Here is a 20,986-nt window from a genome sequence, read left to right as displayed (position 1 = left end):
ATATTTAAATTACTTTATACCTAAAATTCATCTTTTTAAAATTATTATTAATTATATATCTATCTTTTATATTTATCTTCAAATCTTACTATATCATCCTCCCCCACATATTCACCTACCTGCACTTCTATTATTTCTAACGGCACTTTTCCGGGGTTAATAAGCCTATGTTTTTTTGTTTTTGGCACATAAATACTTTCGTTTTCATGAATAAAAAACTCTTTAAGCTCGCGACCCTCATCTTCCAATATAACCTTGGCAGTGCCCTTGACAACAACCCAGTGCTCACTCCTGTGATAATGAAGCTGCAAACTCAAAGCCTCCCCCGGTTTTACAGTAATCCTTTTTATTCTATATCTTTCATCCTTTTCAAACTCAGTATAGCTACCCCATGGCCTATAAACCGTTGTATGGAATTCTGTCAAATAAACAAATTTACTATCCTTTTTCAATAAGTTAACAATTTCTTTGACCTTTTGACTATCCCCTCTTTTTGCGACCAGCAAAGCATCATCTGTTTCAATAATTATTAGATTCTCCAAGCCAATAGTCGACACAACCCTCTTATCGCTTAAAATTAAAGAATCTTTTGTACCAATACCGATAACGCTACCGGCCTTCACATTTCCATTTTCATCTTTATCCATTACTTCATAAAAAGCATCCCATGAACCTACATCCGACCAAGTTATGTCAAGGGGTAAAACAACAGCTTTATTTGTTTTTTCCATTACAGCGTAATCTATGGAAATATCTGGCATTATCTCAAAGTTCTCCAAAACCTCATCAAATGTCCTATTTTCTACTTTTTTGTAAATTTCAGGTGCATGTTTTTTTAATTCTTCAAAAATTGTCTTTATACTAAAGGCAAACATTCCACTGTTCCAGTAGTAATTTCCTTTTTCTAAGTACCTTTTAGCCGTTTCTGAATCAGGTTTTTCGTGGAATTTTCTCACCTTGTAAATGGTGTGGTTAGTTTTATTTAGTGATAAAGCACCATCATCCTCAATATATCCATACCCTGTTTCTGGTTTTGTAGGTTTAATACCAAAAGTTACAATATATCCTTCTTTTGCTATTTTTTCTGCTTCTTTTATATATTCAGCAAACTTTTCCATAGGCGAAATAATATGGTCAGAGGGAGATACAAATAAAACCTCATCTTTATGGACTTTTAGTTTTTCAAGTGCAAACTTTGCAGCCAGAGCTATTGCTGGAGCAGTGTTTCTTCCTATGGGTTCGAGTATTAGGTTAAATAGTGAATGGTCAATGGTGAATTGTGAATTGTAAGCAGGAAAGAGCGAAGGGAAAAGTTCTGAGAATTGGTTTTTGATATGGAATTGGTAGTCTTTATTGGTTATTATGATTAAATCTTTTAGGTTAACGGCAAGCAAACTTCTTTCGATGGTTTTTTGAAATAAAGATTTATCATTGTTGATTTTTAAAAACTGCTTTGGATAATTCTTCCTTGACATAGGAAAAAGCCTTGTACCACTCCCGCCAGCTAAAATAACTGCTTTCATGCTATTAACTCCTTAACCCTTTTTTATCATCTATCACCCCTGCCCAACATACCATTCATAAAGTTTTTTTATTCCATCCTCAAGAGATACCTTATGCCTCCATCCCAAAGAATGAATCCGGGATACATCTGTAACCTTTCTTGGTGTTCCATCTGGCTTCGATGTATTAAAATAAATCTCACCTTTAAAACCTACTATATCCTTAATCAAATAAGTAAGTTCTTTAATTGTCAAATCTTCACCTGTACCTATATTCAAATGCGTATTTTTTATTTCAAAACCCCTTTTAACAAAAGTAATTGGATCAACAGAGTTATTATCCATATCTGGCAAATTAGGGTTAATCAGTTTTGCTATATCCCAAAAATTTATATTATCCATTAAAAACACACACGCATCAGCCATATCATCCGACCAGAGAAATTCCCGCATCGGATTGCCAGAACCCCAAATCTCTATTGATACAGCGGATGGTGAATAGTGTGTGGTGTATAGTAATTTTATTCCATATTTTTCTAAAATTTTTAAAATCTCTTCTTTGCTTGCTTGCCCATCTATTCCTTCAATCGGATTTTTATTCAAATCCCTCCTTATTTCATCAAAATCTCCATTCTCCAAGCACCTGCCAAGATGCATTTTCCTTAATAAAGCCGGCAAGACATGGGATTGTTCTAAATCAAAGTTATCATTATAACCATACAAATTTGTAGGCATAACAGATATAAAATTTGTCCCATATTGTAAATTAAAACTCTCACACATCTTCATTCCTGCTATTTTAGCAATTGCATAAGGCTCGTTGGTGTATTCTAACTCCCCTGTAAGCAAATATTCCTCTTTCATTGGTTGCAGGCAATCTCTTGGATAAATGCATGTGCTACCTAAAAACAGAAGTTTTTTAACCCCGCTTAGATAACTTTGATGAATCACATTACTTTGAATTTGAATATTTTGATAAATAAATTCTGCCCTGTAAACATTATTTGCCCATATCCCGCCAGCTTTAGCTGCTGCCAAAAAAACATAGTCTGGACGATGTTCTTTGAAAAAATTAGTTACTGCTTGTTGATTTGTAAGATCGATAGGTATAAGGGTTAGGGGATATGGGTTAAGGTTAGAAGATATATAGGAAGAAAAGTCAGGTTTTTTAGTGTTATATGTAGCAATTATATTTGAATAACCTTTTTCAATAAGCTTTCTAACAATAGCACTACCAACGAGCCCAGAAGCCCCAAATACCACTATTTTGGAGTTATGGTTGATGGTTAATAGTTTATGGCTATCGGCTAATGATTCATGATTCATGTTTTTACTCCTTTAAAGATTTAATTAAAGCATTTATCATTTTTCTTATTTTTGAAATTGTTTTTAATTCTATATCAATATCTGATACATAACCCAACCTTTTAGTTATTAAAAGTTGAGTCTCCAATTCTGCAGAAGAGCCTAAAGCGATATACAAAAATTGTACAAATTCCTTTTTTGTGTTTCTATTGGTCCCTTCTGCAATATTCGATGGGATAGATATAACCGATCTTCTTATTTGATCTGACAAAACATAATTTTCTTCTTTTGGAAAGTTTTTTTATTATTTTATAAATCTCCACAACCAAATCCATAGATTCATTCCATACCCTCAATTCCTTGTAATCCTTCACCCCTCCTCCTACTATCAACCTACTATCAACAATTCACTATACACTATCCACATACTATTTGCTCATCGCTTCACAACTCGCAACTTTTAGGCACCTCAAATCCAAACTCCTTAAGCACAAGCTCCTTATAATTTTCCTTCAAATCACCCAAAACCATATCCTTTACCAAATCTTCAAGAGTGTGCCTGGGCTTCCAACCAAGCTTTTCTCTTGCTTTTGAAGCATCTCCAATCAGTATATCAACTTCTGATGGCCTAAAATATCTTGGATCAATCTCTACTACAATTTTACCAGCTAAACTTCGGATTCTGGATTTTAAGTTTTGAATTATATTTTTATCAGCACTAATTTCTTTTAACCTGGCATCCAAAATCTCTAAGTCAATATCAGTAATTATTCCTTTCTCATTGATACCTTTACCCTCGAACTCCACATTTAAACCCAGTTCACCAAAAGCCATTCTAACAAATTCTCTAACCTCTGTCGTTCTTCCTGTTGCCAAAACATAATCATCAGGCTTATCCTGTTGCAAAATAAGCCACATGCCCTCAACATAATCTTTTGCATGCCCCCAATCCCTTTTGGCGTTGAGATTTCCAAGGTAAAGTTTTTTATCCAATCCTAATAAAATCCTTGTAGCTCCTCTTGTTATCTTCCTTGTAACAAAAGTTTCACCACGAATAGGGGATTCATGGTTAAACAGAATCCCATTACACGCAAAAAGTCCGTAAGCCTCTCTATAGTTTGCAGTAATCCAATATGCATAAAGCTTTGCTACAGCATATGGACTTCTTGGGTAAAAAGGTGTTTTTTCATTTTGAGGAATTTCCTGAACCTTACCATAAAGCTCAGATGTTGAAGCCTGATAAATCTTTGTTTTATCCACTAACCCCAATAACCTAACAGCTTCCAATATCCTCAATGTTCCAATACCATCGCAATTGGCTGTATACTCAGGTTGTTCAAAAGACACCGCCACATGCGATTGAGCCCCAAGATTGTATATTTCATCTGGCTGAATTTTCTGTATAAGTCTTGTTAAATTAAGACTATCTGTCAAATCTCCGTAATGAAGAAAAAAATTAACATCTTCCTCGTGAGGATCTTTATAAAGGTGATCTATCCTTTCGGTATTAAAAAGAGAGCTTCTCCTTTTTATTCCGTGAACTTCATATCCTTTTTTAAGTAAAAATTCTGCCAGATAAGCTCCATCCTGACCTGTTATTCCTGTAATAAGGGCTATTTTTTTAGGCATGTTTCCTCCTTTTACTTTCATCACCGATAAAAAACTGACTTAACTTTCTTGTAATCTTAAAAACAGGTAGAAAAAAGGGTGGTGACAAACCATTGATGCACCAAGCTTTATAACACTCAATATTTGCTTTTATTATATTTTTGATACTAATATTACTTTTTCCTCCAATTCTCATTTTTACTAAAACTTCAGGCAAATAAGATGTTGTGATTTTATATTTTTCTAAAAATCTAAGCATTAGTTCATAATCAGCCGCTATCTTAAAATCCAAATTAAACACTCCATATTTATTGTAAATCTCTTTTTTTACAAAGAAAGTTGGATGAGCAGGGTGCCATCCTTTTTTAAAAAGTCCTTCTTTATATTCTTTTGATTTCCAATATCTTATAATCTTATCAGTATCATCTTTATCTACATAAACTAAATCTCCATATACACTATCAACATTTTTATCTTTAAAAACCTCAACAACTTTTTCAATAACTTTACTATCCACATAAAAATCATCACTATTTAAAATTCCTATAATATCACCACTTGCTAAATTTATGCCTTTATTCATAGCATCATAAATACCATTATCTTTTTTAGATATAAATTTATCTATTCTATTTCCATAGCTTTTAACAATATCAACTGTCCCATCTGTAGAAGCGCCATCAATTACAATATACTCTATATTTTCATATGTTTGGTTTAAAACTGACTCAATTGCATCTTTAATTGTATCTTTATTGTTATAAACAACAGTAATTATTGAAACTAACAATTGAATTTCTCCTTATAAATCTCTTTATAAAAATCATATGTTTCTTCAAAACATTTATCCCAACTAAATTTCTGTGATTGATTTAAGCCATACTGAATTAATTTATTTCTAAACTCTTTCTTTTTTAATTTTTCAATTTCTGTAAGAAAGTTCTCTACTTTTATCTTATTTACTAAAAGTCCGGCATCTCCCGCAACCTCTGGAATTGATGATAAATTAGTACTAATTACAGGACAACCTGCTTTCATAGCTTCTACTACTGGTATACCAAACCCCTCATAACTTGATGGATACAATAGACAATATGCATTGTTATATAAAATATTTAATCCATCTCCGCTAATTCCTCTTAAATGAAAGTATTTATTCTTAATCATCTCAATTTCAAATTGTTGAAGCTCTTTACCTCCAACTATAACTAAATAAAAATCTTCTAATTTTTTAACTACTTCCACTACTATATGAAAGTTTTTATATTCACTTCTGTCTCCAATATATAAAATATATTTTTTATTTTGTAAATAAGGAAAATGTTTTTGTAAGTATTCTCTTTTACTTTCTAAAACTTTAAATTCATCTCCTACTCCATTATAAATAACTTTAATTTTTGATTCATCTATTTCTGGATAAAATTTTAATAAGTCTTTTTTAGTATTCTTTGAAACACAAATAATTCCATCTGCTTTTTTTATTGTAAAGCCTTTTTGTAAGGAGTGAACAGTTTTTGCTATTCCCTTTCTAAAAAACTCGTATGTAAAATCATGAACTGTAACTATATTTAAAACATCTTTTTGTAAAGAAACTCGATAATAGCTACTATGAAAGATTGATTTTTCTGGCAATTTTTTCAAAAAAGGTAAATATCTCAATATCTTAACAGGCAATTTAATTTCATTTTGAGTTTTTATATTTAACTTTTTTCTAAAAATATTTTCATTATCTTTTTCAAAAAAAATAATATTATCTTTTCTTTGTAATCTTTTAATTAATTCATACCAATAAATAGAAATTCCACCTGCTTTTTGAAGAGAAAAAATTATATTATCGTAGATTATTTGCATAAATATTTAGTTCTAATATATTTAGATCTTTTTAAAACATTTATTATATAAATAACAATCAATACAAAGAAGAAGTTATAAAATAATGCTTTTAAAGTCCATATCTGCATTCTTGGTAAAATTAGTAAAAAGACTGGAAATATAACAGCAAGATATAAATTTCTTTTTTTTCTTAAAACTGTATCCATTAAACTAAAAAATTTAGATATTAATAATAATGGTATAAAAAATAAGTATCCAAAATAAAAGTACAATTGCCCTATAATAAAATATCCTCCATATCCTGCAACTTGACCTTTTGATAGCAAAAATGATACATATTTTTCCAATACAGGTTTAAATTCATTATTTAATTTAAATGGTAGTATTTGAAAAAATAAATCTTGTAAACTATATGGCCAAAAACTATATGAATATGGATTTATAATAATATAAAAAGAAGAAGAATGCGGAAACACAAACTCACCCGCAATTGTTTCAATAATTTTCAGAGTATTTGTAAAATCAAATGTTTGAAACCTAAAAATAGCAAAACTTAAAATCCCTAATCCAAACACAACATAATACAAATACAATGCAACACCCTGATACCTAAATCCTCGAAGTTGAGCATTAAACAACATAGCAAAAATTAATAAAGCAGCGTACATTCTTATTCCTAATAATAGTAAAATGAAAACTAATACCAAAATAAACAAATAAATAAATCTGCTTTTACTATAATGATCATTTATTCTATATAATGGAAATAAAGCAGACAGATATAATCCTCCACTAGATATTAATCTCCAAATTAAATTTAACTCAAAAGAACCTTTATTTTCCTGAATAAACCATATATATCTTCCGTCCAAATATTTGTAAGAGAAAATTAAAGCAAACAAATATATTACAATATAAAAACTCACAAATTTGCTGTATAAAATATGTGTTTTTTCAAAGTAAGTTTTACTAATTAAAATATCAAATGAAAGTTTTGTGGGTCTAAAAAACCAATTTAATAACAATAAAGATATAAGATAAATATAGTTTACTTTAGATAAATTACTAAATGTAAACAACGACTCATCAATATTATGTAAAAAAAACACTCTATAATAGTAAATATTAAATACCAATAAACCAAGAATAAAGTATATACTTATAAACACATGTGCCAGATAAACAATATTAAAACTCTTAAATCTAATAAATTCTACAATATAATATACAAAATAAACAATTGATAAATAAAACAACAACTTTGCTTCATTAAATAAAAACAAAATCGTAGCAAAAACTCCAAATAATAAAATGATAATTTGCTTTTTAGTTATCATCTGAATAATCTCCTTAAATATTTTAATAATGGATGTATTCCATATTTAATATTTTTTTTATAAAATATCCTGTAACCGATCTTCGCCTTTTTAGACAAACCTATACTCTCTCTTCCATGCTTATGGTAAATCGTAACAATATCTTTTACAACTTTTATACTATAATCTTTCATAATAATTCTTGTCCACATATCCCAATCTTGACAACTTGGCATTCTTTCATCAAATAAACCTGCTTCTATTATGGCTTTTTTCCTTACCATTACCGATGGAGAAGGAATAAAACATTCTTTTAATATTTCTTTTCTTGGATTTCCTTCTATTTCACTCCTATATTTGTAAACTATTCTCCCTTTTTCATCAATAGCATCTGCCCAAGTATATACTAATCCCAAATTTTCATTACTATTTTTAAATACTTCAAATTGCATCTCTAACTTTTTAGGCAACCATTCATCATCATCATCAACAAGAGCTATTAAATCATATTTTGCTTCTTTTATACCTCTATTTCTACTATAAGGTGCTCCTTTATTTTCAGTGTTTCTTAAAAACTTAAATTCTTTAAAAATTTTTTTATATTTTTTTATTACTGGCAAGTATTCTTCATAATTTGGTGAATTATCATCAACGACTATTACTTCAAAGTTTTTAAATGTCTGTTTTTCTATACTTTTTAACAATCTATCTAAAAAATCTGGTCTTTTGTAAGTAGGTATTACAATACTAATCATTACTTACCCTTATAACAATTTTATCTCGCTTATTAAAATTTATATATTTTTTTAACCTACCACTTGCAGAATATTCATATCCTTCAAATTTTAAATCACCATTTAATACTTCTTTATTTTCTAGTTCCAAATAAATATTTTTAAATTTAAAAGGTGAATATATATAAGTATATATTTCTATTCTATCATCTAAAAACTTATACTCTCTTATAATTATACCAAAAAGAGAAATTATCCATAAATGATTTTTTATAAAAAATAAAATAGCCTTCCATCTTATAGATTTTTTAAATGTTTCACAAAAGGGCAATGCTATACCTTGTAAACTATACAAACTTGACTGAAATTGTTCACCACCATAACATGGTGTTAAATTTTTACTTTTACTTACAACATAAGGAATAGGTAAATCATTTGTCCAATATCCCCCTGGTCTACTTAATACTGCTTCATAATTAGGTTTAACTATTTTTATAAAATCATTATCCCTATACTCTTTTTGTTGTTTATATTGGATATTCCTACAGTATAAATTTTTTAAAATATAATATGCTCTTGCTAAAAAGAATCCCATGAATGGCAAATAATCAAAATAATTATTATATGGATACCACCCTGCAAATTCTGGATTTTGCATATCTATTACTTTTGGAATGTTTTTTTCTATCCCATTCATCACTAAAGGAAAACTTCCATCTTCTCTTTGAAATTTTAACAAAAAGTTTAATACTAAATCTATATCTCCAAGTAAAGTCTTATCATTTGTATACTTGTATGCTACAGCTAATATATATATCAAAGTACCATAACCAAATGATTGATTTTGACCTCTTCCTATATAAAGAGTTTCTCCATTTGATAATATAAAATGTCTTATAAATTCTACCCCTTTTAAAAAGGAAGTTTTAAAAAATTCATCTTTTATTTGCTCATATATTTCTATTATCATAGCCATAGAAAAGCAATGATACTGAAAAGATTTAACTCCTGGATCATCTAATATTAAACCTGATTTTAGCTGATATTTTTTTATTTTTTCTTTTGCTTCTTTTATGGCTAAATCTTCATCTTTTTTTGCCATTAACCTTGCATTACTTCTTAAAAGAGTCCAATTAGTGCAAGGAGTATTTTTAAAAATTAAAGGTTCTATAAACTTATCTATACTATTATCACCAGAAACGGTTTTATAATAAAGTAATGCATAATTATTAAATTCCCAGTGAAACTCGGGATGACTTTTATCTAATTTTTCATAATTACTTATTAATATTTTTTTGCTCTTTTCATCTAAATTATTCGTCAAATATAAAAGATTTAAAGCAAATGTTTCTCCATAAAATGATCGAACATTGAATCCATTAAATTTATGGATATGATTTTTTATAAAATTAGAAATATCAACAGATAATTTTTGAATAGATTCATATAATACCATTCTTAACCTTTTTTCATCCTTCTAATATTTAAATTTATTTTCAATCTTCCTGACTAAATTCATAGCACTTTCCATACACACATCCATATTATAATATTCCCACTCTCCAAATCTACCAATCGAATATAACCCTATCTCAATTAAATAATCTTTTATAATTTTAGTAGCATTTTTATAGTTTTGATCATATACAACATAGGCATGATCTGAAACATGATAATCAATAGGTTCTAATAAACAATTAAATCTTTTACCATGTTCAATCATTTCCTCAAAAGAATGTTCCCCCATACTCTCAGTAATCGTATAATTTTGTTTTGGTTTAAAAAAATTACCAATGTGAATATGTCTATGAAAAATAGTATTAGGTGAAGGATAATAACTCCAAGTATATTTAACAGGTTTAGTTTTCCATAAAACATTTGTCACTTTATTGTATTTTAATTTTCTTGCTTCATTTTTTATTTTTTCTGGAGAATTTTTAATTAAAAAAGGTAATTTATCCAATGGTGAAGTATTAATTACTAAATCAAATTCGAACTTATTATTTATTATCCACTTATTTTTATTTTTTTCTATAGCAAAAACTTCAAAATTAGTTATTATTTGCAAATTATTTGCTAAAGCTTCAATAAAAGTATTTTGATTATTGCTATTTGGATAATAAAATTCATTGTGAGGCATAGTATCTTCATTTTGTTTAATTAATGCTTTAAAAAAATCTTTTTTATTAGGTAATGGCAATTTACCTTCTACCCACAAAAAACTCATATCTTTAGGATCTTTTTGCCAAATTTTTCTATTATAAGGAATAAAATATTCATTTGCTAAAGTTTTTCCAAATTTCATCTCAAACCAATCTGCTAAATTAGTTGCATGCTCTTTATCTTTAGCTATAAAATAGTCTCTCGTAATCCTAAAAGCCAAATCTTCATCAAACTCGGCAATCTCTTTAATTGAAAATTCAATTGGGTATGATATATAGTGATTTTTAAAAAATATTTTTGCTATCCTTTTAACTTTATGCCAATTATCTTGTGGTAAAACTTCATTAAAAATAAATTCCATAATTTGCTTATTTTTAGAATTTAGACAATGTCCACCTACTGTATGATAAGTTACACCATTTACAGTTTTAGTTTTTGCGATTCCTCCAATTTTTGAGTCTTTTTCATATATAATTACGTCATGATTTTTTGACAACAGTTTACCTGCTGTTAATCCTGTAATTCCAGCTCCAATTATGCATATCTTCATTTTTTTCTCCATCATTTTTTAATAACCTTTTAATTTTTTTCTTATTTTTTCCCATAAAGTTTTTTTAGGTTTATAATTTACATTTTTTTCAATTAATTTAATTACCTCTTTTGAACCTTCATATTTCATAAAAGATTTAAAATCATATCTTAAAAATACTTCCGGGTGACCTTCTTTAAAAGGTACTTTTTTACATTTTAGCATATAATCTTTATGCCTAGTTGTTCTTTTAAATCCAGCATAATGGTGTATAGCTATATCTTTAATTCTTTGAGTAGGGTTATCTTTTGGATGCCATATAGAAACCTCTTTCCCATCTTTATCAAACCACCCTTCGTCATAAAATGTTTCATTTCCACCTCTATCATGATGTGCCGCATGAATACCTTCTACATTTTTTATCATTATGGTAGCAAATGTATGAGGTTCACCTACTGGAACAATAGTATTAATATCATTTACAAAAAAATAATATGGCCACCCAACAGATAACACACTATCCTTTATGATTCCTTTTTCAATATATTCTCTTACCTTCTTTGCATTTTCATCACTATACACTTCATCACCTTCTAATCTTAATATCCACTTTCCTTTACAAGCTTTTATCATATCGTTTCTTGTATGAATTAGTTCATTTTTTGGTCTTAAATCTTGCCAATATGTAATTTTATTGTCTTTATCAAGTTCTTTCATTATATACTGAATAATATCGACAGTTCCATCTTCACTTCCCCCATCAACTACAATAATTTCATCCACATAATCATACATCGACATAATTACATACCCTACAAACTCTTCTTCATTTTTTACCATAGTTATTGCTGATAATAACATTTCTTTCTCCTTCTTATGATTTTAAATTTTTTATCTGTTTTGCTGGACTACCAACTATTACTGAATAACTTTCAAAAGATTTAGTAACAACACTATTTGCTCCTACTACGCAATTCTTTCCAAGTTTCACTCCACCTAGAATACAAGCATTTCTGCCAATCCAAGAACCTTCTCCTATAACAATTTTTCCAGTCCCAAAACTTCCTTGATACATAATTGGTTTATCCTTAAATTTATATTCATGATTTCCGTTAATAATCTGAGTAAAAGCAGCAATTAATACATTTTTTTCTATTACAATATCATCATATGCTCCAATATGGATAAATCCATTAGCTAATCTTACATTCTCTTTCAATATTAACCTACCATGATTAGAACACATAAGATGACAATATTCATCTATTTGACAATTATCATAAATATAAATATTTTTAGGATTAGATATCCTAATATTAAATGGTATACATTTCCATAGATAATACCTACCCCATTTTATATTATTTCCATAATATCCAAATATTTTTCTGTAGTAAAATTTAAAAAAAACATGAAAAGCTATCCTATCTAAAATTATCAATGGTAAAAAAATAATTCTATATAGCTTATACATTTCTCACCTCTATTATAAAGTTTTTTAAAGTTAACATAAAAAACATTATACCAATAATTATATTGCCTATAGCAACACCATTAGTTCCTTCTAACATAGCTCCTATGAGGTAGATTATTGTAGAAAATATAGATATTTTTAAAATCACATTTACAAAATATTCCTTAATATCAAATATTATTGTCAAATAAGCAGAAAAAGGCGAAGCGAATGTTTTCACAATTACTAATCCTGTTACTATACACATCATATAAAAATAAATATCTTCATTATACTCACCTGTAATTAAATATATATAATAATTTCCAAACAAATAAAATCCCAATAAAGTAACTATCCCTATTAAAAAAGATAATTTTAAAAATTGAATAGTAATTCTTTTAGCCTTTTTTATATCATTTTTAACATGTGAAAGTGCAACCCCATTTTGATACCCTAAAATCCCAGGAATAATATTAGCTATATTTGCACTATTTAATGCGATATTATAATTTCCTATAGTGGTTAAGCCTACAAACATTGATAAAAAAAATGTATCAGACTTATATATAAAATTTGTAACACTACCTATTAAATGACTCCATAAAGAAAAACCAAAAAAAGACTTTTTTATAAATTGAAAATCAAACTCTTTTAAACTCAAATAATACAAAGAAAAATCCAAATATTTATAAACTAAATAAAACCACACAGATACATAAAAAAAAGAAACAAAAATATCTTTAATTAAAATATATTCTAAAGTTGGATACATAAATAAACCTATTGTTAATAATAAATTTAACGTTGCTTTTGCAATAGAAATTTTAGTAACAAGTTGTTGGTTAAATTTAGCAGTAAAGTATATAACAAAAGGTGCTACTAAGGATTCTGCTATTAATAAAGTTGTAATTGAAAAAATACTATAAATAAACTCTATTTTTTCAAACATATTTATTAATAATACAGATAACACAATTGCAAAAAATAAAAAAATCATACTTTTAATAATATTAAAAATTAAAAAATTAGAAAGAATTTCTTTTTCTTTTCCTTCATAATTTTTATGATCTCTTAAAATAATTGATTCCATAGAAATATTTAAAAGATTCAAAAAAACAAAATATCCAGCTACTACTCCTATTATTCCATAATCTTCTCTTGGTAAATTCCTTATAATTATTATTGAAGTAATAAACTGAAATCCAATTAATACAAATTTTTCAATTAAAGAATAAAATATATTTGAAACAATCAACCTTTTCATAAAATCTCACACTTTACATTCCACATAAGTTTTTCATTTTTAGCTAATTTTACTATAGCAAATGCACATGGATTTAAAAATTTTCTAATAATTCTATTTTTATATGGATCTCTTTCACCTCTATACCAAAGTTGTTCTCTTAACCACTTCCATTCTAAAAATATATTTGATAAAAATTGTGGCAAAGGTCTTGTTTTTGCCCAAGAGGTACATAATTTTATAACTTCTTTATCCCATGTTTCTGGAATCATTCTCACATGAACTATCCATTCATCATTATTATCTCTTACATACATAACAGGTTTCATACCATTAGGAATTATTTTATCAACAATACTAATTTTGATGTTCAATTCTTTTCCTTTTAAAAATACTTCTTCTACCGGATATTGATAATAAATGTTTGTATTTTTATGATAAATAACTTTATCAGCTATTTTTACATATTCTATAAATTCTTTTTTAAATCTAAACCTCACCACAAAATCCATAAAAAAACTATCTTCTAATGTAATAGCTTCAACTTTTCTTTCTATTGTTTTATCATCAATTATCTTATCATCAATATTTAATTCCCATTGACCCTCTTTCATTTTTGTAACTATTTTAGCTTTATAGTATTTATCACTAAATTTTATATTTTCACTTATAATTTTATATCTATAACCATACCCATCTTCTAAAGAATAAAAAGCACTGCTATCAGCAGTCTCAAATCCCCAAGGATATATAATATTTTGTTCATTATAGTAAAGTTCAGATATTACATTTTTATCTATTTTCCATTTAAGCATTTGCGACTCTTTGAATTAAATTTAACCATTTTTTCTTGTAAATATCAAAAGAGTGATATTTCAACACATATTCTCTGGCTTTTTTTGAATAATATTCGTAATTATTCTCTATTAATTTTATCTTTTGAATAAAACTCTTTTCATCCCATTCATCAACTACAAACTCAGGCATTTTCTTTTTTAATTCAGGGCCTAATCCAACATTACTCATTACAATTGGCAATCCACAAGCCATTGCTTCAAGCGGTACCATTGGCATACCTTCAAATCTACTTGGAAAAATCAATATTTTATACTGATTATAAATTTTTGGCATATCTTCATTATTTATATTACCTAAATATTTTAGTCTTTGACCTGGTTTTTTATTTGTTACACAAGCAATTTTAAAACCTTTATCAGCCAATTTTTCTAATATATCAAATCCTTTTGCATAATAATTATAAGAGCCGACAAAAATAAATTTATCATTTTTACCTGTATTCATAGGTCTAAATTTATCAGTGTCTATACAATTTGGAATAACTTCATTAACTTTTATACCATCTCTTTCTAAAATATTTTTAACAAATTCAGAAACTGCTACTACATATTTATCTTTAGCACTAAGCTTTTGAATATAAGCATTTTTAGTAAGCCCTAAATATTGTTTGAAATTATATTGTTTTTTTAAAAAATCTCTTAAACCTTTGTAGCTACCATGAAAAAGATTAATTGTTTTAGGATAATTAATCCCAAAACCAAATTCGCCATTAGCAATTATCACATCAAAACTATCTTGAATTTTTTCAAACTTTTTCATAGTTATATAAGGTAAACCTATAAATTTGATAAAAATCTTATCTAAAAAACTAATTTTATAATTATCAGTTGTTACTAAATATACTTGATGATTTGCTTCTTTAAAAATTTCAATTAATATTTTATTTACACTTTCAACTCCACCGGGAAAATTTTTGTATGGTGTTATCAATGCAATTTTCATTTAAACAATTTCCTTTTTAAATATTTTGGTAATTTATGTAAAGGAAATAATATTTTTATCATTTCAATAGAAAACAATATTAAAGCAATATTTTTACTATAGTGTAATCCCAATAATTGTTTTGCTTTATCATAATATTTACCATAAAAATATTTTGTATAATATATATCGTAATACAACTGCTTAAACCTATTAACTCTTTGTCCACCAATTTTAACTTCTTCCCTACTTAAATGAAAGCAATGCGTATCATTTGTGCAAATTATTTTATACCCATTTACAAATAAGTTTATCTGATAATCACTTTCTTCCCTGTATCCATTTCCTTTTGAATAAAATTTATCATAACTAAATTTTTCAAGTAAATTTTTTTTAGTCAAAATCAATGCATGAGTTAGAGGAAGTTCAATATCCCCTCTAAAATATGCATTTATATTTATACCAAAATGTTTTACATCAAATGGTTCTTTTTTTTCAAATCCATATCCAAATCTTTTTAAAGCTTCTTTATTACTTTCATTAGGTAATTTATATATAATCCTACCAGAGACAATTCCTATTTTTTCATCTTGTTGAATTTTTTTTAGTAAGACCTCTGTATAATTATCTTCTAAGTATGCATCATCTTCCCCAAATAAAATATACTCATTTTTAGCATTTTTATATCCGGTGATTCTTGCAGCAGCAGCTCCTCTTCTTTTTTTATGTTCCAAATATTTTGTAGTAATTTGAGGAAATTTTTTTGCAAAAGTTTCTACAATTTCTTCTGTATTATCATTACTTCCATCATCTACAATAATTACCTCATCAACATGCTTTTGAATATAATAACTCTCTAAAACTTTTTCTAAAGTATATGCTCTATTTCTTGTAGGTATTATTATTGATATCATTTTATAAAACTTCCTATGGCTGGATTGTCCAGCTTGATTGTTTTAGCTTTGCTTGGCGCGCTCATTATTTATCCTTTTTTTAATTTTTTATCTCTTCAGGCATTTTCATATTATAACCTCTAAGCCCTGCTTCTACATGAGCTAATTTTATATGAAGTTTACTTGCTACAATTGCTCCTGCCAAAGTTGAATTTGTATCACCATATACCAATACAATATCTGGCTTTTCCTTTAGTATAATCTCTTCAAGTTTTATAATTATTTCTCCTGTCATAGCACCGTGCGATTTACCACCCGAACCTAAAAAATAATTTGGCTTTGGTAAATGTAATTCCTCAAAAAATATACTACTCATATTCTTATCATAATGTTGTCCAGTATGAACAATGATTTCCTCTATTATTTCACCTTTTTCTCGTTGCTTTCTAATTTCTCTACTTACTGCTCCTGCTTTTATAAACTGTGGTCTCGCTCCAAGAATAGTTAAAATTCTCATTTTTTAAACAACAATTAATCCTTTAATTATTTTTTCTATTATTTTAGCATCATAACAAGAACCTATTGGTAAGTTTAATACGCCTTTAGATGCTTTTTCACTTTCTTTTAATTCCCCAAATACTTCCATCCCATTTTTTTTTGAAAACTTTCATTTTATGTAGGGGAACAGGATAATAAACCATAGAATCGACCCTCTTTTCTTTTAGTTCTTGTTGTACCACGTTTCTATTTCTCTCTAAAACTCTAATTGTATACTGGTGAAACACATGATAAGCCTTAGGATGTGTATATGGAGTTTTTAGCCAATTTATATCTTTTAAATTTTCATTATAAATTTCTGCTATCTTTCTCCTTCTTTCTGTAAACTCATTTATATATTTCATCTTTGCAAGTAGTACTGCTGCCTGTAAAGTATCTAACCTTGCATTATAACCTATATGATCAACATTATATTTATTTTTACCACCATGTTTTCTAAGCATAAGTAGAATTTCATAAAGATTTTCATCATTTGTTGTTATCATTCCACCATCACCAAATCCACCTAAGTTTTTAGAAGGAAAGAAACTAAAACAACCTGCATCTCCAAAACTTCCTGTCTGTTTATTATCCCACTTTGCTCCAAAACTCTGGGCACAATCCTCAACAACAAAAAGGTCATATTCTTTTGCTATTCTAACTATTTCATCCATATTACAAGGTTGACCGTAAAGGTGAACCGGAACTATTCCTTTAACTTTTTTCCCGTATTTTTTAACTGCTTTTTCTACAAGCTCAGGATTTATATTGTATGTATCTAAATCAATATCAACAAATAAAGGAGTTGCTCCACTTCTTAAAATAGCATCTCCAGTAGCAGTAAAAGTAAACGGAGTTGTTATTATTAAATCTTCTTTATCCCAGTATTCCTGTTTTTTTCTTTGAATTGCTAAAGCTCTTAAAGATAAAACTAATGCATCTGTTCCTGATGATACTCCAACTGCATATTTTGTTCCTATATAGCTTGCTATTTTTTCTTCTAACTGTTTAACTTCATCACTAAGGATAAAGTTTGATTTCTTTATTACTTCATCTATATTTTTTTCTATATCTGAGTACATATAAAATGTTTCTCTAGTTAAGTCTAACATTTCTACTTTTTGTGTTTCAAAGTTGTTAGAAGTATAGGTTTTCAAAAATTCTTCAGGGGAAATTGTTTTATCAGGATATTTTCTTAGTAGCTTTTCATCTCTTGTTAATACCAATCCATCAATTGCTTTTGCGCTTGCTACTATTAAGCTATCCTCTATATTTTCATAATCTATTTCAACATAAGATGGAGTTTTTGATATTTTGAAAAAAGATAAAATTTCTTCTATACACTTATGAATAATCTGCAATTTATTTTTCCTTGTTAATTGTGGGTATTTTAATGAAAGACTATCATAGAGCAAAAACTCAATATTGTTGATAGCAGAAGATGCAATAAATGCAAACTCCTTATTTTTTAAATAATCAAACGCCTTTATGGACTCAGGATATCTTTCTCTTCTGTTTTTTTCATAATAGTCAAGTATGATATTTATATCAATCAAAATGTTTTTCACGATAAAACCTCGCTGCAGCATCGTATAGTCTCTCATCATCATCTAAGTCAACGCTGTTTGTCTTAAGCAGTATTTCTTCCCAGTGCTTTTCTATGTACTCATTACTCCATTTTTCTTCTTTTTCGTGAATTTCTTTAATATCTACCCCGCTATCTTCAAAAATCTTTAGAATTTGTATGATTTTATCAGCAAGGTTTTTGTCTTTTATATCTACTATCAATCTCACTTAACACCCCTTTTAGCCTTTAAGCCTCTTTTCTGCAAGCGGATGAGCCCTGTCATTGAATCCTATAACTTTGGCATTTCTTATCTGATGCACAAGCTCAATAGATAGTCTTGCATCTTTAATGCCAAAACCTCCGCCGTTTAATATATCTTTATAAACAAGTGTATGCAAGTCTGTAAAGCCACCAGAAAATTCAATCTCTTTTGAATCTACTGTTATAGATCTGTATGTTCTCTGACCTTTTTGTTTTATATCATCGGGTAAATCGTTATAATCCACTGACAAAAACCACCTAACATAAGCTTTTTTTAACTCTATAAAGCCTGCCATCTTTTTTAAAGGCTCACAGTAGTGAACCTCGCTGTTCTTTACCTCACCAAAAAGCCACATCAGCATATCAAAGAAATGTATTCCGATATTTGTTGCAACACCGCCGGACTTTGATAAATCTCCCTTCCACGAAACAAAGTACCATCTGCCTCTTGAGGTTATATAGGTCAAGTCTATGTTGTATTTTTTATTCTCTTTAGAAGTCTCTTTTTCTATCTTATCCTTTAGTGAAATGATTGAAGGATGAAGTCTTAATTGAAGAACATTGTAAACTTTTCTCCCTGTTTCTTGCTCTATCTCCTCTAAAGCATCCAAATTCCAGGGATTTAAAACAAGAGGTTTTTCGCATATTGCGTTTATTCCACTTCTCAATGCCCATCTTATATGAGCATCATGAAGGTAATTTGGGGAACAGATAGATGCAAAATCTACCTTATTTCCTCTTCTTCTTAGCTTATCAACATGCCTATCAAACCTTTCAAATTCTGTAAAAAAATGGGCTTCTGGAAAGTATGAATCTATAATGCCTACACTGTCGTTTGGATCAACTGCTGCAAGCAGATTATTACCGGTATCTTTAATTGCCTTCATATGTCTTGGTGCGATATAACCTGCTGCACCTATTAGGACAAAGTTTTTCATAAAACCTCCTGAGTTAGCGTTAAGCGTTAAGTATTAAGTGTTAAGCGCTAAGCGTTAAAAGTTGAGATTAAATTTTTGGCGTTTAACTTAACTCTTAGAGCTTAGAACTTTTATATAATTGTTTTTTAGACCTGTCAGCATTTTTAAAATTTCATTTAATTCTTTAATCTATTTTAAACCCAACTGCTTTTCTATATAATTAATTTCTATTCCAATATATATCTGCGTTATTAATTCTGCGCAAGAACCTTTAGCGATTTCGATAAATCTAATCTTTTCTTTGTCGGACTCTTTTTCCATTCCTTCTGCAATATTAGAAGCTATTGACAAACTGCTTCTTGTTATCTGATCCTTAAAGCCAAAATCTTTCAGGTCTTTGAAATATTTGTATATTTCAATAGAAAGCCTACAGCCTTTTTTCCAAACATCCAAATTTTCACATTTCATGATTACGTTTTCCCCTTTTAAAACTTAGTCCTTGATACTTAGCGCTTAATGCTGAATTGATTCTCCAACAGCTCATCTTCTGGCACATCTCTAAAGTATTTTGCAGGTAAGCCTGCATAGATCTTTTTGGGTTGAGTGTCTTTTGTAAGAAGGCTTCCAGCGGCAACCACGCTGTCTTCAGCTATAGTCTTGTTTGGCAATATAACCGCACCAACACCTATTCTTCCACCTTTTTGAATTTTAACCCCACCAAATTCTTTAAACCTTTTTTGACTTCTGCCTAAATAATTGTCGTTAGATGTTAAAACACCTGGAGCTATAAAGCAGTAATCCTCAACTTCAGAGTAGGCTGTGATATATACATTTGTTTCAAGTTTGCATCGTTTGCCAATGGTGCAGAAGTTTTCTATTGCAACGCCTCTTCCAACAATCGTGTATTCGCCTATCTCAACATTTTCCCTAATGGTAGATAGATCTGCTACAAGCACATTCTTATTTATCTTGCAACCAGCATAAATCACAACTGATGTGCCTATCAAGCAATTATCCGCAATCATTGCTGGTGGTAGTTGCTGTTTTTTTGTTGTTGCACTAATGGGTGATTTCATTGGTTGCTTGCCAATAACGGTATTATCATCAATTCTGACATTATCACCAATAATTGTACCCTCATGAATAACAACATTATTGTCTATCTGGCAATTCTTGCCTATCTTTACATCCCTACCTATAACGGTAAAATAACCAATCTGTGTATTTTCACCTATCACACTTGATGGGTCAATAACGCATCTTTCAAATTTCTCCATAAAAAGATCCTTTCTTGTTAGGTTTATTAAAAACTTTTCTAAATTCAAAACCTGAACGCAAGTATA

At 28.5% G+C, this 20,986-nt stretch carries 22 protein-coding genes and 2 pseudogenes; all 24 read right to left on the bottom strand.

Going from position 1 to position 20,986, the window contains the following annotated elements; genetic code table 11:
- Window positions 1-59: 59 nt before the first annotated feature.
- Window positions 60-1,523, bottom strand: coding sequence for a mannose-1-phosphate guanylyltransferase/mannose-6-phosphate isomerase (locus tag EK17_RS07100; protein ID WP_035589118.1), 1,464 nt, complete (start codon window positions 1,521-1,523; stop codon window positions 60-62).
- Between the two features lie 33 nt (window positions 1,524-1,556).
- The gene (locus EK17_RS07095) at window positions 1,557-2,828 is read right to left on the bottom strand and encodes a GDP-L-fucose synthase family protein (protein WP_051904504.1); all 1,272 of its coding nucleotides are present in this window, start codon (window positions 2,826-2,828) and stop codon (window positions 1,557-1,559) included.
- Between the two features lie 4 nt (window positions 2,829-2,832).
- Entirely contained in the window at window positions 2,833-3,078 is a 246-nt protein-coding gene (locus tag EK17_RS09590) for a four helix bundle protein (RefSeq protein ID WP_198018169.1), read from the bottom strand.
- Window positions 3,014-3,181 carry a four helix bundle protein gene (locus EK17_RS09430; protein ID WP_198018168.1) on the bottom strand — a complete coding sequence of 56 codons (168 nt, stop codon included), beginning with the start codon at window positions 3,179-3,181 and terminating at the stop codon, window positions 3,014-3,016. Before EK17_RS09430 ends, EK17_RS09590 begins: the two co-directional genes overlap by 65 nt.
- Window positions 3,182-3,251: 70 nt before the next feature.
- Window positions 3,252-4,436, bottom strand: a complete 1,185-nt coding sequence (gene gmd / locus EK17_RS07085) for a GDP-mannose 4,6-dehydratase (protein ID WP_035589117.1) — start codon at window positions 4,434-4,436, stop codon at window positions 3,252-3,254.
- On the bottom strand, window positions 4,429-5,205 hold the full coding sequence (locus tag EK17_RS07080; protein WP_198018167.1) for a glycosyltransferase family 2 protein: 777 nt from the start codon (window positions 5,203-5,205) through the stop codon (window positions 4,429-4,431). The genes gmd and EK17_RS07080 overlap by 8 nt, the downstream gene beginning before the upstream one ends.
- A complete protein-coding gene (locus EK17_RS07075) occupies window positions 5,199-6,266 on the bottom strand; it encodes a glycosyltransferase family 4 protein (protein ID WP_035589114.1) in 1,068 nt (355 codons plus the stop codon). Before EK17_RS07075 ends, EK17_RS07080 begins: the two co-directional genes overlap by 7 nt.
- Complete coding sequence (locus EK17_RS07070; protein ID WP_035589111.1) at window positions 6,257-7,585, bottom strand: O-antigen polymerase; 1,329 nt, start codon at window positions 7,583-7,585, stop codon at window positions 6,257-6,259. The genes EK17_RS07075 and EK17_RS07070 overlap by 10 nt, the downstream gene beginning before the upstream one ends.
- Window positions 7,582-8,319: a glycosyltransferase family 2 protein gene (locus EK17_RS07065; RefSeq protein WP_051904503.1), complete on the bottom strand. Its 738-nt coding sequence runs from the start codon at window positions 8,317-8,319 to the stop codon at window positions 7,582-7,584. Before EK17_RS07065 ends, EK17_RS07070 begins: the two co-directional genes overlap by 4 nt.
- On the bottom strand, window positions 8,312-9,754 hold the full coding sequence (locus tag EK17_RS07060) for a hypothetical protein (protein ID WP_035589110.1): 1,443 nt from the start codon (window positions 9,752-9,754) through the stop codon (window positions 8,312-8,314). The genes EK17_RS07065 and EK17_RS07060 overlap by 8 nt, the downstream gene beginning before the upstream one ends.
- Before the next feature lie 21 nt (window positions 9,755-9,775).
- Complete coding sequence (locus tag EK17_RS07055) at window positions 9,776-11,011, bottom strand: protoporphyrinogen/coproporphyrinogen oxidase (RefSeq protein WP_035589337.1); 1,236 nt, start codon at window positions 11,009-11,011, stop codon at window positions 9,776-9,778.
- 18 nt (window positions 11,012-11,029) lie between these two features.
- Window positions 11,030-11,851 (bottom strand): glycosyltransferase family 2 protein, encoded by an 822-nt coding sequence (locus EK17_RS07050; RefSeq protein WP_035589107.1) that lies wholly within the window; start codon window positions 11,849-11,851, stop codon window positions 11,030-11,032.
- Window positions 11,852-11,864: 13 nt separating this feature from the next.
- A complete protein-coding gene (locus EK17_RS09425) occupies window positions 11,865-12,209 on the bottom strand; it encodes an acyltransferase (RefSeq protein ID WP_198018166.1) in 345 nt (114 codons plus the stop codon).
- A gap of 247 nt (window positions 12,210-12,456) precedes the next feature.
- The gene (locus tag EK17_RS07040) at window positions 12,457-13,710 is read right to left on the bottom strand and encodes a lipopolysaccharide biosynthesis protein (protein ID WP_035589106.1); all 1,254 of its coding nucleotides are present in this window, start codon (window positions 13,708-13,710) and stop codon (window positions 12,457-12,459) included.
- Window positions 13,707-14,504: a hypothetical protein gene (locus EK17_RS07035; protein ID WP_035589104.1), complete on the bottom strand. Its 798-nt coding sequence runs from the start codon at window positions 14,502-14,504 to the stop codon at window positions 13,707-13,709. Before EK17_RS07035 ends, EK17_RS07040 begins: the two co-directional genes overlap by 4 nt.
- Window positions 14,497-15,489, bottom strand: a complete 993-nt coding sequence (locus EK17_RS07030; protein ID WP_035589101.1) for a glycosyltransferase family 4 protein — start codon at window positions 15,487-15,489, stop codon at window positions 14,497-14,499. The genes EK17_RS07035 and EK17_RS07030 overlap by 8 nt, the downstream gene beginning before the upstream one ends.
- Entirely contained in the window at window positions 15,486-16,382 is an 897-nt protein-coding gene (locus EK17_RS09105) for a glycosyltransferase family 2 protein (RefSeq protein ID WP_051904500.1), read from the bottom strand. Before EK17_RS09105 ends, EK17_RS07030 begins: the two co-directional genes overlap by 4 nt.
- An 88-nt stretch (window positions 16,383-16,470) precedes the next feature.
- Window positions 16,471-16,878: pseudogene (locus EK17_RS07020) on the bottom strand (UDP-N-acetylglucosamine 2-epimerase); the annotation flags it as partial.
- 3 nt (window positions 16,879-16,881) lie between these two features.
- Window positions 16,882-17,007 (bottom strand): hypothetical protein, encoded by a 126-nt coding sequence (locus EK17_RS09550; RefSeq protein ID WP_269557964.1) that lies wholly within the window; start codon window positions 17,005-17,007, stop codon window positions 16,882-16,884.
- Window positions 16,976-18,466, bottom strand: coding sequence for a DegT/DnrJ/EryC1/StrS family aminotransferase (locus EK17_RS07015; protein ID WP_051904499.1), 1,491 nt, complete (start codon window positions 18,464-18,466; stop codon window positions 16,976-16,978). The genes EK17_RS09550 and EK17_RS07015 overlap by 32 nt, the downstream gene beginning before the upstream one ends.
- Window positions 18,447-18,692 carry a hypothetical protein gene (locus tag EK17_RS07010; RefSeq protein WP_035589100.1) on the bottom strand — a complete coding sequence of 82 codons (246 nt, stop codon included), beginning with the start codon at window positions 18,690-18,692 and terminating at the stop codon, window positions 18,447-18,449. The genes EK17_RS07015 and EK17_RS07010 overlap by 20 nt, the downstream gene beginning before the upstream one ends.
- Before the next feature lie 12 nt (window positions 18,693-18,704).
- Entirely contained in the window at window positions 18,705-19,664 is a 960-nt protein-coding gene (locus EK17_RS07005; protein WP_035589098.1) for a Gfo/Idh/MocA family oxidoreductase, read from the bottom strand.
- 171 nt (window positions 19,665-19,835) lie between these two features.
- Window positions 19,836-20,111 (bottom strand): annotated as a pseudogene (locus EK17_RS07000) (four helix bundle protein); the annotation flags it as partial.
- A 38-nt stretch (window positions 20,112-20,149) separates the two neighbouring features.
- Window positions 20,150-20,920 (bottom strand): N-acetyltransferase, encoded by a 771-nt coding sequence (locus EK17_RS06995; protein WP_035586604.1) that lies wholly within the window; start codon window positions 20,918-20,920, stop codon window positions 20,150-20,152.
- Window positions 20,921-20,986 lie beyond the last annotated feature (66 nt).

Origin of the sequence: Hippea jasoniae, assembly GCF_000744435.1 — a bacterium.
Lineage (GTDB): Bacteria > Campylobacterota_A > Desulfurellia > Desulfurellales > Hippeaceae > Hippea > Hippea jasoniae.
The sequence above is the reverse complement of the archived record's forward strand: the minus strand, read 5'-3'. Positions and strand labels throughout refer to the sequence as shown.

What these genes read in the sequence shown, in the direction of transcription:
- EK17_RS07100 (WP_035589118.1), bottom strand. Translation starts at nt 1,523, where the DNA reads ATGAAAGCAGTTATTTTAGCTGGCGGGAGTGGTACAAGGCTTTTTCCT.
- EK17_RS07095 (WP_051904504.1), bottom strand. Translation starts at nt 2,828, where the DNA reads ATGAATCATGAATCATTAGCCGATAGCCATAAACTATTAACCATCAAC.
- gmd (WP_035589117.1), bottom strand. Translation starts at nt 4,436, where the DNA reads ATGCCTAAAAAAATAGCCCTTATTACAGGAATAACAGGTCAGGATGGA.
- EK17_RS07075 (WP_035589114.1), bottom strand. Translation starts at nt 6,266, where the DNA reads ATGCAAATAATCTACGATAATATAATTTTTTCTCTTCAAAAAGCAGGT.
- EK17_RS07070 (WP_035589111.1), bottom strand. Translation starts at nt 7,585, where the DNA reads ATGATAACTAAAAAGCAAATTATCATTTTATTATTTGGAGTTTTTGCT.
- EK17_RS07065 (WP_051904503.1), bottom strand. Translation starts at nt 8,319, where the DNA reads ATGATTAGTATTGTAATACCTACTTACAAAAGACCAGATTTTTTAGAT.
- EK17_RS07060 (WP_035589110.1), bottom strand. Translation starts at nt 9,754, where the DNA reads ATGGTATTATATGAATCTATTCAAAAATTATCTGTTGATATTTCTAAT.
- EK17_RS07055 (WP_035589337.1), bottom strand. Translation starts at nt 11,011, where the DNA reads ATGAAGATATGCATAATTGGAGCTGGAATTACAGGATTAACAGCAGGT.
- EK17_RS07050 (WP_035589107.1), bottom strand. Translation starts at nt 11,851, where the DNA reads ATGTTATTATCAGCAATAACTATGGTAAAAAATGAAGAAGAGTTTGTA.
- EK17_RS07040 (WP_035589106.1), bottom strand. Translation starts at nt 13,710, where the DNA reads ATGAAAAGGTTGATTGTTTCAAATATATTTTATTCTTTAATTGAAAAA.
- EK17_RS07035 (WP_035589104.1), bottom strand. Translation starts at nt 14,504, where the DNA reads ATGCTTAAATGGAAAATAGATAAAAATGTAATATCTGAACTTTACTAT.
- EK17_RS07030 (WP_035589101.1), bottom strand. Translation starts at nt 15,489, where the DNA reads ATGAAAATTGCATTGATAACACCATACAAAAATTTTCCCGGTGGAGTT.
- EK17_RS09105 (WP_051904500.1), bottom strand. Translation starts at nt 16,382, where the DNA reads ATGATATCAATAATAATACCTACAAGAAATAGAGCATATACTTTAGAA.
- EK17_RS09550 (WP_269557964.1), bottom strand. Translation starts at nt 17,007, where the DNA reads ATGGAAGTATTTGGGGAATTAAAAGAAAGTGAAAAAGCATCTAAAGGC.
- EK17_RS07005 (WP_035589098.1), bottom strand. Translation starts at nt 19,664, where the DNA reads ATGAAAAACTTTGTCCTAATAGGTGCAGCAGGTTATATCGCACCAAGA.
- EK17_RS06995 (WP_035586604.1), bottom strand. Translation starts at nt 20,920, where the DNA reads ATGGAGAAATTTGAAAGATGCGTTATTGACCCATCAAGTGTGATAGGT.